The sequence below is a fragment of the Glutamicibacter sp. AGC84 genome, from assembly GCF_053543575.1.
Genome location: NZ_JBLVOC010000027.1, coordinates 421,860 through 437,101 on the forward strand (window position 1 = coordinate 421,860; position 15,242 = coordinate 437,101).

The following is a 15,242-nucleotide window of genomic DNA, read 5'->3' on the forward strand; positions in this document are numbered from 1 at the left end:
CGAGCCATGGACTTGAATCAAGTCCATGGCTCGCAGTTTTGCAATCAGATGCGGATTAGCGGGTGTAGGCTTCCCACTTATCCTGGTGGTGCTCACCCTCGACGAAGCGGATGGTGCCGGACTTGGCACGCATGACGATCGACTGGGTGTGGATGCGGTTGTCCTTGTAGCGGACACCGCGCAGCAGGTCGCCGTCGGTGATGCCGGTCGCTGCGAAGTAGCAGTTATCCGAGGTCACCAAGTCGTTAGTGGTCAGCACGCGGCCCAATTCGTGGCCGGCGTCGATGGCCTTCTGTTTCTCGTCGTCATCAGTTGGCCACAGGCGGCCCTGGATCACGCCGCCCAGCGCCTTGATAGCGCAGGCGGTCACGATGCCTTCAGGGGTGCCGCCGACACCCATCAGCGCGTCAACGCCAGTGCCTTCGCGGGTTGCGGCGATGGCGCCGGCAACGTCACCGTCCATAATCAGCTTGGTGCGGGCACCAGCCGCGCGGATCTCCTCGATCAGGCCAGCGTGGCGTGGGCGATCCAGGATGGTCACAGTCACCTGGCTGACCTTCTTGCCCTTGGCCTTGGCTATCAGATGCAGGTTCTGCTTCACTGGCAGGCGGAGGTCAACGAGCTCTGCTGCTTCTGGCCCGGTGACCAGCTTCTCCATGTAGAACACGGCGGAGGGGTCGAACATCGAACCGCGGTCGGCAACGGCCAACACGGACAGGGCGTTGTTCAGGCCCAGCGCGGTCAGACGGGTTCCGTCAATCGGGTCGACTGCGACGTCGCATTCGGCGCCGGTGCCGCTGCCAACCTGTTCTCCGTTGAACAGCATTGGAGCTTCGTCTTTTTCACCTTCGCCAATCACGACAACGCCGTTGAAGTTCACGGTGGACAGCAGGCCGCGCATGGCGTCGACTGCGGCACCGTCTGCGGCATTCTTGTCACCGAATCCGACCCACGGCGAGGAAGCGATGGCTGCCGCTTCGGTTGCACGCACCAGCTCCAGTGCTAGGTTGCGGTCCGGCTCCGCGTCGGAAACCGACAGTCGCGGAGAAAGGTGGGCATAATTGTTCTTTTCGGTCACGAAAGATCCCATCACTGAGTCGTAGTCATTGCGCCTATGCAAACAAGGACATTCTATCCTCTAGAGTTTTCGCTTTACAGTTCGTGTCGGGAGTGCCTGCTCATAATTCGACGTGCGTTTGGGCACTCTGGTTCGAATTCCACAGAATCTTCGGGGAGAATGGAAGGCGTGCAACCTGAGAAGAACACCGAGAACAGCGTCCCGGCTACCGGCAACACGGCCAACGGTACCCAGACGCCTGCTGCGTCCCCTCGAAGCCTCGACGATCCGAATGCCACCTTCGAGGATCTGCCGTACAAGCCGCAGCTCACCGAGAAGCAGGCCAAGCGCGCGAACCAGACCTTCAAGGGCATGGTGCTGTCCATCGGCTTCACGGTTGCCATACTCATTCCGGTGCTCATGCTCAACCCGCCGCCCAAGGACGACGCGTTTGAAAGCGACGTCAACCTGCAGGCCACCGCGGAACAGACGGAACAGATTTCTGGCTTTGAGATCTTCGCCCCGGAACTGGGCGACAAGGAATACGCGAACTTCGCTCGCTGGCAGGCTAACACTGCACAGGGAGTCCCCTATTGGGAATGCGGCTTAGTCTTCGAAGACAAGAACTTCGTGTGGGTTCGCCAGGCTGCTGACGCCAACCCGACATGGATTGCCCTGATCACCGATGCGGCGACGCCCACCGAAACTCGCACCATCGGCGGAGCGCAGTGGGAAGTGCGCATCAAGGACCAGAGCACGTACCTGATCTCCGAGTTCAAGGACTCCACCGTCGTACTTTCCAGTGACACCTCGGCCGAACAGCTGAACAGTGTTGCCGAACAGGTCGCTAGCGAGCTGGATTAAGTCACGTTCACGGGAAAAGCCAGTCATATATTCGATATTCGAACAGCATCCCGTAGAATCTGAGTCATGCTCTCTGAATCAACACAACCGACCCTGACGCCTAAAGAGGCTTGGGAAAAGCTCAGCGCCGGCAATTTCCGTTTCGTCAACGAAGATACCCAGCACCCCAACCAGGACAGTGCTCGGCGGCAGAAGTTGATCTCCGGCCAGGAACCTTTCGCTGTCATCTTCGGCTGCTCTGATTCCCGCCTTGCGGCAGAGATCATTTTCGATGTGGGTTTGGGCGACATGTTCGTGGTGCGTACCGCAGGCCATGTCCTGGATCCAGCAAGCCTCGGTTCATTGGAATTCGCCGTTGACGCCCTGAACGTGCCGTTGCTCGTCATCCTCGGGCATAACTCCTGCGGTGCGATTACCAGCGCCATCCAAGCCAAGGAAACTGGCAACATGCCCAAGGGCTTCGTTCGCGACCTGGTCGAGCACATCACCCCTTCAGTCCATGCCGCCGAACGCAAGGGCATCACCGACGTGAACGGCACCGTTGTCGAGCACGTCAAGCAGACCACCGACCGTCTCGTCGACCTGTCCAGCATCATCGCGCTGGCCATCGAAGAGGGCCGCACCGCGGTCGCCGGCGTTGCCTACCACCTGCACGATGGCCGTGCCCAGCTGGTCTCCAGCCTGGGCCTCGACTAGAAGCTCCAAGCTTCAGGAAAAGCCTTGTAAAACGGCTTTTATTCCCAAATCGGTGAAGCGTCACTGTTGGTTGTGATGTTTACGTCAGAGACCTGTCATTCGATGACGGTTCGGGCGTACTCTGGGCTCATGACTAACAGTGACGATTTCCGTATCGAACATGACACCATGGGCGAAGTCCGAGTTCCGGCTCAGGCCCTGTACCGCGCGCAAACCCAGCGTGCCGTCGATAATTTCCCGATCTCGGGCAAGACCTTGGAATCCTCGCATATCAAGGCCCTGGCCCAGGTCAAGAAGGCCGGCGCACGAGCCAACCTGGCGCTCGGCGTTCTCGACGAAGAACGCGCTGAGGCCATTGTGGCCGCAGCCGATCAGGTCGCTACCGGGCAGTACGACGAGCACTTCCCCATCGACGTATTCCAGACCGGTTCCGGAACCAGCTCGAATATGAACACCAACGAAGTTCTCGCCGAATTGGCCACCCGTGCCTTGAAGGCCCGGGACAGCGGCACCGAGGTCCACCCGAACGACCACGTGAACGCCTCGCAATCTTCCAACGACGTCTTCCCGACGTCCGTGCATGTTGCCGCCACCGGAGCTCTGCTCAATGACCTGGTCCCGGCCCTCGGAACCTTGGCTTCCTCGCTGGAGGCGAAGTCCGCCGAGTTCAAGGATGTGGTCAAATCCGGCCGCACCCACCTGATGGATGCCACCCCAGTCACCCTTGGCCAGGAATTTGGCGGCTACGCAGCACAGGTACGCTACGGCATTGAACGCATCGAAGCGGCCCTGCCACGCGTTGCCGAAGTTCCCCTGGGCGGCACCGCGGTAGGCACCGGCATCAACACCCCAGACGGCTTCCCGCAGCAGGTCATCGAGTTCCTGCGCGAAGACACCGGCCTGCCCATCACCGAGGCGCGCAACCATTTCGAAGCACAGGCCAACCGCGACGGACTGGTCGAGGCCTCCGCAGCTTTGCGCACCATCGCTATCTCGCTGATCAAGATCGCCAATGACCTGCGGTGGATGGGCTCCGGCCCCAACACCGGCTTGGGAGAAATTGCGATCCCTGATCTGCAGCCAGGATCCTCCATCATGCCCGGCAAGGTCAACCCGGTCATTTCGGAGGCAACCATCCAGGTAGCAGCCCAGGTCATCGGCAACGACACCGCCATCGCTTGGGCCGGAACCAACGGCGCCTTCGAGCTGAACGTGGGCATCCCGGTCATGGCCTCCAACCTGCTCGAATCCATTCGCCTGCTGTCCAGCACCTCAACGGTGATGGCCGAAAAGATGATCGACGGCATCAAGGCCAATGTGGAACGCGCGCGCTTCCTGGCCGAGGCTTCCCCATCGATTGTCACCCCGCTGAATAAGCTGATCGGCTATGAAAACGCAGCCAAGATCGCCAAGAAGGCTGTTGCCGAGGGGCTGACCGTACGCGAAGCAACCATCGCTTTGGGCTTCGTTGAACGCGGTGAAGTCACCGAGGAACAGCTCGATCAGCTTCTGGATGTTTCCACCATGGTGGGCAAGCACTAATTCCCTGCTGCTCCACCCCTGCTGCTACCGCGGTTCGATGCTCACCATCGGGTCGCGGTAGCGCACTTTAACCCGGAAAAACAGACTCCTACTTACCGGTAACATCTGCTAGCCTCCACCTATGACCCGCACCACATCTCGCTCTTTTAAACGTCTTGGCCTCTGGATTTCCGGCACGCTGGTAGTCCTCTTGGCCGCATTCTTCGCTTTTGCTCCCGGCATCGTGGAAAACACCCGCAATAAGATCGAGGCCGCGGGTCTGCCAGCGGTCGGCGACGACGCCGCGAACCTGCATTCGCGCTTGCAGATTGCCGACATGCATGCCGACACCTTGATGTGGGACCGTTCGCTGCTCAAGCGCTCGGACCGCGGCCATGTCGACCTGCCGCGCATGGAAGAAGGCAATGTCGCCCTGCAGGTCTTCTCCTCGGTTTCCAAGTCGCCCGTCGGCCAGAATTACGACTCCAATAGCGCCGAATCGGATAACATCACGCTGCTGGGCATTGTCCAGCTGCAACCGCCTCAGACCTGGTTCTCGCTCCTGGAGCGTTCGCGCTACCAGGCCAAGAAACTGCGCGACGACGCCGCCGCTTCGCAAGGCACCCTGCGCACCATCACCACCACCGCCGAGCTCGACCAGCTGTTCAAGGACCGCAAGAGCGGCCAGCAGGTCACCGGGGGCCTCTTCTCGGTAGAGGGCCTGCATAATCTTGAGGGCGACGTCAGGAACGTGGATGTCCTGTTCAACGATGGCATGCGCATGGCCGGGTTCACGCACTTCTTCGACAACTCGGTGGCCGGCTCCAAACACGGGGTCGAGAAATCAGGGCTCACCGACCTTGGCCGTGCTGCACTCAAGCGCATGGAAGAGCTGGGGGTCATCGTCGACCTGGCGCATTCCAGCGACGCGGCTTTCAATGAAGTCCTCTCCCTGGCTACTGAACCGGTGGTTTTCAGCCACGGCGGTGTCCAAGCCACCTGCGATGTGAACCGGAACCTCACTGACGATCAGATCCAGGCCATAGCCGAGACCGGCGGCGTTATCGGAATTGGCTACTGGGACGCTGCGGTCTGCACCCTGGATGTGGATTCGGTGGTGGACGCGATGGAGCATGTCATCAAGGTCGCAGGAATCGAACACGTCGGTTTGGGCAGCGACTTCGACGGTGCAACTACCGTCGCATGGGATGCCAGCCAGATTGCTATCATCACCCAGGAACTGATGAATCGCGGCTATTCGGATACGGAAATCGCGGCCATCATGGGCGGAAATACGTTGCGCGTATTCCGCGAGGTGCTTCCAGCGAACTAGCTCAGTTCAATCCAATAGCGTCGCAGGTCCTCAGTGGAGCCGAAGCGGGGCCCGATTTCGGCAACCGGAGTGACGCGTTCGAGGACTCCGCCGCAAGCTTCGATGGTTCGCGCCGAAGCAGTATTGGAGTCGTTGCAGGTAAGCAGGACCCGCGGCAGGCCAAGGCTGCGGGCTTGTTCCAGGGATCCGGCGAGCGCGGTTCTGGCCAGGCGATTGCCACGGGCGCCCGGGCGTATGCCGTAGCCGATGTGCCCGCCGACTTCGCGAAGGAAATCATTGCCCAGCTCGTGACGCAAGCTGACCGCGCCCAAGTACTCATCGTCGTGCGCTAGCCACAGGGTGCTTTGCGCAACGAAGCCTTCCGGTGGCGTGAAGTGCGGCTTTTCCAGATCCTTGAGCAGCTGGACCCACTGCGCGAAGTCTTCTGCGTTGCGCAGATCCCAACCGTATTTGGCAGCGTAGAAGACCGAGGCCCCGTCCTGCTCCGCCCCCGCCCATTCGGTTGTGCTCCGCATGAAGGAAGCATGCAGTGCGGCAGAAGGTTCAATCAGTCCAATCCCGGTCATGGAGCAAGTCTAAGCTCATGCCGGTGGCATTCACGCATGCCACAGCGGATTTGAAGGCAGAAAACGTCAACTGGCGAAATAGCCACCGGGCCGAGGGTCCAGTGCCCATTGCAGCGCCCGTTCGTGCAGCGGCGGGAGTTCTGGCCGGTCAGCCAGTTCGAAGTACCCCACTTCCAAATTCTCGTCATCGTTGACCTTCGCCGTGCCGGAAAGGTGCCGAGCCTTGAAAACTACATCCAGGTACTGCGCGTGATCCCCATTGGGATACACCGTGGGAGCTGTCACCCCGACCCCCAACAGGTCCGTGATTTCGCATTCGACGCCGGTTTCTTCCAGCACTTCGCGGTGTGCTGTATGCGAAGGCTCTTCGCCTGGATCAATAATTCCTGCCGGCAGGGTCCATTTGCCATTGTCAGCACGTCGCACCAACAGCACCCGGCTGTCGTGGAGGACAACTATTTTCACCCCGGAGAGCCATAGCAGTTCATGACCGATGCGTTCTCGAAGATGGGTTACGAATTCTGGAGTTGCCATGATTTCATCGTGCCATAAGCAGCACTGCTAAAGACCCAATGAGCATGAAGGGACCGAAAGGGACCGCTGATTTCAGCGTCAATTTCCGCACCGCCACGCCCCCGATAACCCAGCCGGTGGCCAGCAGGAAGGCAAGCAAGGTCGCGAAGAACAAACTGGGCAAGGAATAGTATCCGAGATTCATCCCCAGCACGCCGGCCAGCTTCACATCGCCCATGCCCATTGCCCCAGCGGAAATCAGCGCGAGGAGCAGATAGCCTCCGCCAAGCAGCAGCAACCCCAAAAGGCTCATCAGCAGCCCATGCCCATCAGAACGGAAGATCCCCAGCGGCGCGATCACCACGATGCTGGCCGCCAACCAGTAAGCCAGTAGCCGGTTGGGCAAACGATGCGTTGCCATGTCTTCCTTGGACAGGAGGAACCCGAAACCAAGAAAGCAGGCTAGCTGGAGGAGAACCAGTGCTGCGGTGGTCGGGCTTTCCTGTGCCACGTTCCAAATTTCTGACATGCATAGAGCATAGGCACCTCATTGGATCTTCGGCAGAGGGGTCTTCCTCTTGTGAATAATTCAGCCGCTTCTACAATTGGAGTATGGACGTTCCAGCAGTTCCAGTTCTTTTCCCCGGGCAATCCGCCCCTGAGTCGGCGGCCCGTCGTCGTTTCCGTGCCTTGGCCCGGTCCGCCCCATGGCTGAGCACCTCCTTGCAGTTCCAGGTCCAGGTCCCGGAGCATTACGCCAAACCGGACGAAGGCCTGGAAGGCCAGCTGACCGCCATCCTCCGCCAGCGAGAAGCCATAGCCGTGCGCTCGGCCGAGGGGCAACTGGTGTACCAAAAGGAGAAGTTCACCGCAGACCGGAGCCGAGGCTACGTCGCAGCCACCAATTCCTCATGGAAGCTGCCGGCCTCGCTGACCTCCCCGGTTTATACCTCAGACCACCTGATCTTGCGCCGTCCACAAATTTCTGGCTTCAATGGGTTGCTGCCCTTGGAGCATTGGGAACCAATGCTCGATCCGGTGGAACTTGCCGGCACCGAGCCTGCCGCCCATGATCTCGCTTTCGACCACCCCACCTACATTCACGAGCTCGCAGAGATCACCCATGGCAACCGGCCTGCTCTAGCCGCCGTTCTCACTGCGGGACACAACTACCAGCCCGCACTGGCCAACTGTCCTCTCGTTCCCGCCGGGACACGAACCCTCGTGGTACTGGATCTGGCAACAGGCGTCTGCCTGAGCCGCCGGGTGCTCTCCGCCCAGGCCGGGATGCCTGTGGCCCCGGAGCTGTCGCTTCAGGTCCTGGCCCAGAACGAGTACTACATCGATTCCTTGTTCACCGCCCCAGCTCCCACGCTTACCGACGTGCGGGCGCCGATTCCGTGGGAGCTGCGCAGCGAGCGCCAATCCTAGGACAAGGTGGGCGAATCGAGCAGGTTGGTGACTAGCGCGGCGATAGCAGAGCGCTCGGAACGGGTCAGGGTCACATGCCCGAAGAGGGCATGTCCCTTGAGCTGTTCCACGACCGCGGCGACGCCGTCGTAGCGGCCTACATGCAAGTTATCGCGCTGAGCCACGTCATGGGTGAGCACCACCTTGGAATTCTGCCCGATGCGCGATAGCACCGTGAGCAGAACATTGCGTTCCAGCGACTGGGCTTCATCAACAATGACGAAGGAATCATGCAGCGAACGCCCGCGGATGTGGGTCAGCGGCAGGACTTCAAGCATCCCGCGTTCGACGACTTCATCAATGGCATTCTTCGACACGATCGAGCCGAGGGTATCGAAGACCGCTTGGGCCCAAGGTCCCATCTTTTCGCCCTCGGAGCCCGGCAGGTAGCCTAGTTCCTGGCCGCCCACGGCATAGAGCGGACGGAACACGGTGATCTTGCGGTGTTCCCTGCGTTCAAGCACTGCTTCCATTCCGGCGCACAGGGCCAACGCCGATTTACCGGTTCCGGCGTTGCCGCCCAGGGAGACGATGCCCACGGATGGATCCATCAGCAGATCCAAGGCGATGCGCTGCTCTGCACTGCGTCCATGCAATCCGAAGGCCTGCTGGTCGCCGCGCACCAGCTTCAAGGTGTTCGCATCAACCTTGCGGCCCAGGGCGCTTCCGCGCGGGGATGTGATGACGAATCCGGTGTTGATCGGTTCATCGGCGACCGCAGGGTGGTTCAGAAGCTGTTCATGTTCGTAGAGCTTGGCCATGGTCTCTTCGCCCAGTTCCAGCTGCTGTATGCCGGTCCACCCGGTCGAGGCGATCAGCTCATTGCGGTACACCTCGGCATGGATGCCCATGGCAGAGGCCTTGATGCGCATCGGCAGGTCCTTGGTGACCAGCGCAACGTCGAGGCCAGCATCCAGCAGGTGCTTGGCGACAGCCAGGATGCGTGAATCGTTATCGCCTGAGCGCATGCCTACCGGCAGGACTTCCGGGGCGATGTTGTTCAGTTCAATGCGCAGTGTTCCACCAGTTTTGGACACGGGCACCGCTTGGGCTAATCCCCCATGGCTGGCAATCAGCTCGTCAAGCACACGCAAGGCATGGCGTGCGAAGAAGCCCAGATCAGGATCCTTGCGCTTATGTTCCAGCTCGGTGACGACAGTCAGCGGGATCACGACATGGTGCTCATCGAAGTGGAACATGGCTTTCGGGTCAGAAAGCAAGACCGAAGTATCAATGACGTAGGTTCGTACACCCTGTTCGGCTGTTCGTGTCATGGCAGCGCACCCATTCTCGAATCCGGCGTGGGGACTCTCCCCACGCGTAAGTGGGGAATCCCGACACCGGATGTCCAAGGCGATTCCGGCAATTGCTCCGGCTGGCGCTGCATTTGGTCATCTAGTGAGGAACCCTTCGATCAGCTGGGTCTTGTTGCCCCGGCCTTATGATCACCATAGACCTTGAAGCGCTACCGGGGGACTACGTTCAGGTAACGATTAGCTGAACAGCTGAGCCGGGTGCACGATTCGGGGCTCAGGTGCCGAAGCGGCGCTGGCGATCAGCGAAGTCGCGCAACGCACGCAGGAAATCCACGCGGCGGAAATCCGGCCACAATGCCTCGCAGAAGTAGAACTCCGAGTAGGCGCTTTGCCAGGTCAAGAAGCCGGAGAGACGCTGTTCCCCGCTGGTGCGGATCACCAAATCCGGGTCTGGCTGGCCCTTGGTGTACAGTGCCGATTCGATGTCTTCAGTGGACAGTCCGGCGGCAAGTTCCTCGACCGTGCGTCCATCCTCGGCGGCCTTGCAAAGCAGTGACTTGAAAGCATCAAGGATTTCACGGCGTCCGCCGTAGCCGATGGCCACATTCACATGAACGCCGGTGCGGTTGGCGGTAACGGTTTCCAGCGCGGCAAGCTTCTGCGCCAGGTCTTCAGGCAGCAGGTCCTTGGCTCCCACCTGCTGGACCTTGACCCGGTTGGTCTCTCCCAGACGGTCCAGGGTCGTGCCGATAACTTCCAAGAGGTCGCGCAACTCGCTGGCTTCTCGATTGAGGTTGTCGGTGGAGAGCATGTACAAGGTAACCATCTGGATGTTCAGGTCCTCGCACCAATCGAGGAACTCCAGGATCTTGTCCGCACCGGCCTGGTGGCCTGCCATGGTCGGGGTGCCGGCCAGCTTGGCCCACCGGCGGTTGCCATCGACCATCACGCCAATATGGTGCGGAAGCTTGTCGGCAGGGAGGGACTTCGCCAAGCGCCGTTCGTAGTAACGGTACGCAAGGTTCGGAAGCTGCACCTTGTCCCTGCCTTTCGATAGATTCCAAAAACTCTAGGTTCTAAATCTACCGCTATTTATCGCCCAGCATGGGTATCTGCCCGCTTCACCGCGTCCACGATGGACACATTCTCCCGGGCTCAGGCACCCTTTCCGGAAGCGAACAGCGAGAACAATCCGTCCATCCCGGCTACAGGCATCTGGCAAAGCTCTTCGCGGCAAGGCTGGATCTGGACGGTCTGGGCCGCACCAGGTAGCGACGGATCGTGGCGCACATTCAATCCGAGGCTCAACGCCACCGAACGCACGCGCTTGGCTTCTGCCGAATCCCACTGCGACAGCGCAAGATACTGGACCGGGCTGGAAACTATGCACTGCACTTCCAAGGCGGTCGCTACCTGTGTTGGCGCGTCGCTGGCCAAAGCCAGGGCGTGGGCAGAAAGTACGCGGGCGCTTTCCAAGTCCGCCGCATCTGCTTCGGTGTAGTCTCCCGCCGCCATGGACTGCAGGGCATGCATCGCCAGCGCCTTGGCGTAGAGCGCACCCGAGGCCGGCAACGCATCATCAAGCACCGTGACGGCAGCAATGTTGCTGCGCTGGGCTGCGATGCGCGCATCGGCTTGGACCGCGTCACGCGGCACCCCGGTTTCCGGGTCTACGAAGTCGGCAGCGCGTCCCAGTAAGCGACTGGCACGCTCAGCCCACTGCTTGTGCCCGCTGGCTTGGCCCAACGCCAAGAATCCCAGGGCCAGGGCGGCATAGTCCTGCAAGGTGCCTTCATTGCCGTGCTCAGCACGATTGGCGAAGCTCACGCGAGCCAGCCGTCCGGCATTCTCATCCCACTGCATCGTCCACACCGAGGTTGCTGCCTTCTCGGCGAGCGCCAAGGCTTCTGGCTGGTCCAGGAGCAGCGCGGCTTCAGACAAGGCTTCGATGGCCAGCCCGTTCCAACCGGCGATCGCCTTCTCATCGCGGACCGGCATAATTCGCGAGCGGCGCAGCGTGCGCATTGCATCCCGCAGTTCATGGAGAACACCGATTTCGTTCGTTTCAGGAACCCTCAACAGCGAGAAGCAGAAGTTCTGCGGGTCCTCGGCCACCGGCGCGAAACGCAACAACCCCTTGGGCAGCCGCTGAATCAAAGGGTCGGTGACCAGTGCGATTTCCTCGCGGCTAAAGGTGTAGTACGCGCCCTCGATCTGCTGGCCATCACGGGATGAATCGGCATCCAGGGAAGCCGCGAAGGCTGGAGCGTCCGAAGATGCGGTGAGCAGTTCCTCGCTGAGGAAGTCGATAATGCCTTGGGCGCTGCGCTGGGCGAGCCAGGCGAGATTCTGCGCGCGCTGGGCTATCTCCCCTTCGGACTTGCGGGCGAATTCCGCCGCCAGGACACTGGTGCGAGCCGCCAGTGAAAGCAGGCCGGCATTGTCGTAGAGCATCTTCTCGAAGTGCGGGACCGACCAGTTCTCATCAACGCAGTAACGGGCGAAACCACCATCAACATGATCCTGCAGGCCGCCAAGGAACATCGCTTCGAGATGGGTGGCCGCTGCGGCGAAGGCCTCGGCAGCGCGGTCCGGGGTGGTGACCACTGCACGCCACAGTGTCTTCAGAGCCCAGGTCGGCGGGAATTTAGGCGCCGGGGTGAAGCCGCCTTCCGGTTTGGTGGCGGCAACCCATCGATCAAGTGCTGCGCCGAAGGCCTGCTCTGCTGGCTGCTGCGACTGCAGCGACAACAGCGAGCTCTGGCGGCTTCCGAGTTCTGCCAAATGCGCGGCGAGCATCTGGGCCTGCTCTTCCAGCGAATCGCGCTTGGTATCCCAGGCCTCGTGGACGGCGTTGAGCACTTGGCGGAAGCTCGGAGTCTTGCCACGGGGCGTCTTCGGATAGTACGTGCCGGCATGCACGGTACGCCCGTCAGGAAGGGCGAAAATCGTCATCGGCCAACCACCGGCACCGGTGAGCGCCTGGGTAGCCAGCATGTAGGTGTCGTCCACGAGCGGATGCTCTTCGCGGTCCACTTTGATAGCTACGAAGTTTTCGTTCAGCAGCGCCGCGATTTCAGGATCGTCGAAAGACTCGTGGCTCATCACGTGGCACCAATGGCAGGCAGCGTAGCCGATGGAAAGCATGACCGGTACGTCGCGCAACCGGGCCTGTTCGAAGGCTTCGTCCCCATAGGGGAACCAGTCGACAAGTTGGTGCGAATGCTGTCTGAGGTATTGGCTGGATGAGCCAGCGAGTCGTTGAGCCACGCAATCATGCTATCGCGCAGCTCACAAAGCGCCTACTGCTGTTCGTCGGTCTTCGGGTCGTGCGGCTCTTCGGATTCCTGAAGCTTGCGCTCTTCTCCCTTGGCCACCATTTCCTGCTGCTTTGCCTCGGCTTCCGAGGTGTAGCGCACGCGGCGCACTCGACGGACCATGTCGCGAATCAGGAAGATCACGGCAACCACCAAGGCTGCGGTGAAAATGAACCCAAGGAATCCTGGACCGTATTCGCTGCTGGTCTCCGTACCGACACCGAGGGTCGAGGAAGTCAGAGCTAGGGATTCGAAGATCGTATTCACGATGTAAAGACAACTCTTTTCTAGTACTGGAAAGCGCTTAGTACTATCTTAGTCCGGCAAACAGGTCGGTCTCGGGCAACTCGGTAGCTACCTTGGAGGAAATCAGCGTGTAGTCTTCCCACGGCCAGTGCTCCGCGTAGACGTGTTCCGGTACGGCGAAGAAGAAACCTTCCGGGTCGATCTGGGTTCTGTGGGCCAGCAACGCCTGATCGCGCTGCGAGAAGAAATCCGCGCAGTTGATCTGGGTGGTCGTGGTGTGTGGGGAAACCCACTTGAACATCTGGTTTTCCTCGTCCGCTTCCCACAGCGCAACGCGCTCGGTGTAGGGGGACTCGTAGCCTGCTTCCAGCATCGCGTAGTGCAAGGTGCGGAAACGATCCGGTGCGAAAGCACGGTCGTAGTACAACTTGCTCACCGACCACGGCGCACCCAGTTCCGGGTACATCTGCGGATTAGCCGCGTGCTCAAAGGCAAAGGTTGAAACCTTATGGCAGTGGATGTGGTCCGGGTGGGGGTATCCGCCGTTTTCGTCATAGGTCGTGATGACGTGGGGACGGAATTCACGGATCAGCTTGATGATGCCGGCAGCAGCGATTTCTACTGGCTGCAAGGCGAAGGCGCCAAAGGGCAGCTCCGGCAGCGGATCCCCTTCCGGCAAGCCGGAGTCCACATAGCCCAGCCAGCGGTGCTTGACGCCCAGCACTGCAGCGGCCTCGGCCATCTCGGTGCGCCGGACGCCCGCCAGGTCGCGGTGCGCATGGGCGAGTTCGCCGGCGGCGGCGTTGAGGATATCCCCGCGCTCACCGCCGGTGCAGGAAACGACCATCACTTCGGCGCCAGCATCAACATAGGCAGCCATCGTTGCAGCACCCTTTGAAGATTCGTCGTCCGGGTGCGCGTGAATAGCCATGAGCCGCAGACCCTGCGAAGGAGCAATTTTCTTCACGTCGTGAATCTCCACTTATCTTCTTTCCTTATGCCACGTTTTTGGACGGCCCGAAGCTTCGAATCTGTCCGTCATCCATAACAACTCACAGCCGACCACCGGTTATTCCCCCATGCTGAAAGACGGTAAACTTGAGTAAGGAACCAACGTACGGCATTCCCAGTTCAAATGCCGCCAGGCAAGAGAGTGGTGCAAGGCAAATAATGTCTGATCCAAGCTTAACGGCTCGCTACAACAACCCCAAGAAACGCAGTCTTCCCAGGAAAACGCGTAACTGGCTAATTGCTGCCGCGCTCTCCGTCGGCGTTGCGGGGGCCGCCTATGTCGGCTTCAACAACTACAGCGCCATCAGCGCGCAGGACATCGAGTTCGAGGTCATTTCCGCAACGAAGGCCAAGGCCATTGTCGCAGTCGAATACAACACCAAGCACCGCGTGCAGTGCGATATTCGTGCGATGAATGAATCCAAGGCCATCGTCGGATACGACACCATTTTGCTTGATCCTGGAGAAGCTACCGGGCACATCACCCAACGCCTGGAGATTGACCTGCATACCGACAACCTGGCGACCACCGCTGGCGTGGAGTCCTGCTACGAGGTTCCGCAGGAATACAAGGGTTAATATTTCAGCTTCTTCATCCCCTAATAGCTGAATCTATTGGGCTTAAATCGTTTTGGCGACTACTATCGTTGAAAAGATACGTTTCGCCCCGCATCGGCGCATGGTTCTAGCTGAGTACTAGGACATGAGCCTGGCGGGGTCTTTGCTTGCATCGCCCATAACGTGCGAGCCCTCAGATCCGTACCGAATCCGACTTCGTCGACGCCACCGTTTCGGTGGCTTTCGGCTTTAGGACCACTTAGCGGTCCCAAGGCCAAGCGAAGTCCTAACTGACCAAAGGAAGTACAACGTGAGCACCAACAGCAACGAACCTGTCGTTTGGCTGACTCAGGAAGCCTACGATCGGCTCCAGGACGAACTGACTTTCCTCTCAGGCCCGGGACGTGCCGAGATCGTTGCCCGTATCGAGCAGGCACGTTCGGAAGGTGACCTGAAGGAGAACGGCGGTTACCACGCCGCCCGTGAAGAGCAGGGCAAGGCCGAAGCGCGCATCCTCTACCTGAAGGATCTGCTGCGCCGCGCCGACGTAGGCGATGCTCCTGCCGATGACGGTGTTGTTGAGCCAGGCATGCTGGTTGTCGCCAATATCGCTGGCGACGAGACCACCTTCCTGTTCGGCTCCCGCGAAGTTGCCGGCGACACCGACCTCGAGGTCTACTCCGAGCAGTCCCCTATTGGCGTTGCCGTGCACGGCGCAAAGGTCGGCGACAAGCTGTCGTACTTGGCTCCAAACGGCCGCGACATCAAGGTTGAGATCATCTCTGCAAAGCCTTACCAGTCCTAGCTAATAGGCTGCAATGCAAAGTCCGAAGG

Annotated in this window: 16 protein-coding genes; 7 read left to right on the forward strand and 9 right to left on the reverse strand. The window is 60.2% G+C overall.

Annotation, left to right across the window (positions count from 1 at the left end):
• Positions 1-55: 55 nt before the first annotated feature.
• Positions 56-1,090, reverse strand: a complete 1,035-nt coding sequence (glpX, locus tag ACNPN0_RS18345) for a class II fructose-bisphosphatase (RefSeq protein WP_105657461.1) — start codon at positions 1,088-1,090, stop codon at positions 56-58.
• A gap of 156 nt (positions 1,091-1,246) precedes the next feature.
• Here glpX and ACNPN0_RS18350 point away from each other — a divergent pair, with 156 nt between their 5' ends.
• The 4 genes from ACNPN0_RS18350 (at position 1,247) to ACNPN0_RS18365 (ending at position 5,471) form a co-directional block, all read left to right on the forward strand.
• Positions 1,247-1,921: a DUF4245 domain-containing protein gene (locus ACNPN0_RS18350; protein WP_388024163.1), complete on the forward strand. Its 675-nt coding sequence runs from the start codon at positions 1,247-1,249 to the stop codon at positions 1,919-1,921.
• A gap of 66 nt (positions 1,922-1,987) precedes the next feature.
• On the forward strand, positions 1,988-2,617 hold the full coding sequence (locus tag ACNPN0_RS18355) for a carbonic anhydrase (protein WP_388024165.1): 630 nt from the start codon (positions 1,988-1,990) through the stop codon (positions 2,615-2,617).
• Between the two features lie 129 nt (positions 2,618-2,746).
• Entirely contained in the window at positions 2,747-4,159 is a 1,413-nt protein-coding gene (locus ACNPN0_RS18360) for a class II fumarate hydratase (RefSeq protein ID WP_388024167.1), read from the forward strand.
• Between the two features lie 121 nt (positions 4,160-4,280).
• Entirely contained in the window at positions 4,281-5,471 is a 1,191-nt protein-coding gene (locus ACNPN0_RS18365) for a dipeptidase (RefSeq protein ID WP_388024168.1), read from the forward strand.
• Here ACNPN0_RS18365 and ACNPN0_RS18370 read toward each other — a convergent pair.
• The 3 genes from ACNPN0_RS18370 to ACNPN0_RS18380 all read right to left on the reverse strand — a co-directional run bounded on the left by ACNPN0_RS18370 (position 5,468) and on the right by ACNPN0_RS18380 (position 7,079).
• Positions 5,468-6,037 carry a GNAT family N-acetyltransferase gene (locus ACNPN0_RS18370; protein ID WP_332594728.1) on the reverse strand — a complete coding sequence of 190 codons (570 nt, stop codon included), beginning with the start codon at positions 6,035-6,037 and terminating at the stop codon, positions 5,468-5,470. The two genes, ACNPN0_RS18365 and ACNPN0_RS18370, sit on opposite strands and share 4 nt — an antisense overlap.
• Before the next feature lie 66 nt (positions 6,038-6,103).
• Entirely contained in the window at positions 6,104-6,571 is a 468-nt protein-coding gene (locus ACNPN0_RS18375; RefSeq protein ID WP_105657455.1) for an NUDIX hydrolase, read from the reverse strand.
• A 4-nt stretch (positions 6,572-6,575) separates the two neighbouring features.
• On the reverse strand, positions 6,576-7,079 hold the full coding sequence (locus tag ACNPN0_RS18380; RefSeq protein ID WP_133833082.1) for a prepilin peptidase: 504 nt from the start codon (positions 7,077-7,079) through the stop codon (positions 6,576-6,578).
• Between the two features lie 83 nt (positions 7,080-7,162).
• Between ACNPN0_RS18380 and ACNPN0_RS18385 the strand changes: the two genes are divergently transcribed.
• Positions 7,163-7,981, forward strand: a complete 819-nt coding sequence (locus tag ACNPN0_RS18385) for a hypothetical protein (RefSeq protein ID WP_133833083.1) — start codon at positions 7,163-7,165, stop codon at positions 7,979-7,981.
• On the opposite strand, the gene ACNPN0_RS18390 is transcribed toward ACNPN0_RS18385, so the two are convergent.
• The 5 genes from ACNPN0_RS18390 to mca form a co-directional block, all read right to left on the reverse strand.
• Complete coding sequence (locus ACNPN0_RS18390; protein WP_105657452.1) at positions 7,978-9,294, reverse strand: PhoH family protein; 1,317 nt, start codon at positions 9,292-9,294, stop codon at positions 7,978-7,980. The genes ACNPN0_RS18385 and ACNPN0_RS18390 overlap by 4 nt on opposite strands.
• A 256-nt stretch (positions 9,295-9,550) precedes the next feature.
• Positions 9,551-10,312, reverse strand: a complete 762-nt coding sequence (locus ACNPN0_RS18395) for an isoprenyl transferase (protein WP_105661709.1) — start codon at positions 10,310-10,312, stop codon at positions 9,551-9,553.
• A 119-nt stretch (positions 10,313-10,431) separates the two neighbouring features.
• Positions 10,432-12,546 carry a thioredoxin domain-containing protein gene (locus ACNPN0_RS18400; protein ID WP_448937564.1) on the reverse strand — a complete coding sequence of 705 codons (2,115 nt, stop codon included), beginning with the start codon at positions 12,544-12,546 and terminating at the stop codon, positions 10,432-10,434.
• A 32-nt stretch (positions 12,547-12,578) separates the two neighbouring features.
• Complete coding sequence (locus ACNPN0_RS18405) at positions 12,579-12,860, reverse strand: hypothetical protein (protein WP_105657449.1); 282 nt, start codon at positions 12,858-12,860, stop codon at positions 12,579-12,581.
• A 43-nt stretch (positions 12,861-12,903) separates the two neighbouring features.
• Positions 12,904-13,770 (reverse strand): mycothiol conjugate amidase Mca, encoded by an 867-nt coding sequence (mca, locus tag ACNPN0_RS18410; RefSeq protein WP_105657493.1) that lies wholly within the window; start codon positions 13,768-13,770, stop codon positions 12,904-12,906.
• Positions 13,771-14,009: 239 nt separating this feature from the next.
• On the opposite strand from mca, the gene ACNPN0_RS18415 reads away from it, so the two are divergent.
• Both ACNPN0_RS18415 and greA read left to right on the forward strand, forming a co-directional pair.
• Positions 14,010-14,429 (forward strand): DUF4307 domain-containing protein, encoded by a 420-nt coding sequence (locus ACNPN0_RS18415; RefSeq protein ID WP_105657448.1) that lies wholly within the window; start codon positions 14,010-14,012, stop codon positions 14,427-14,429.
• A 289-nt stretch (positions 14,430-14,718) separates the two neighbouring features.
• Entirely contained in the window at positions 14,719-15,213 is a 495-nt protein-coding gene (gene greA / locus ACNPN0_RS18420) for a transcription elongation factor GreA (protein ID WP_105657447.1), read from the forward strand.
• The last annotated feature ends 29 nt before the right edge of the window (positions 15,214-15,242 follow it).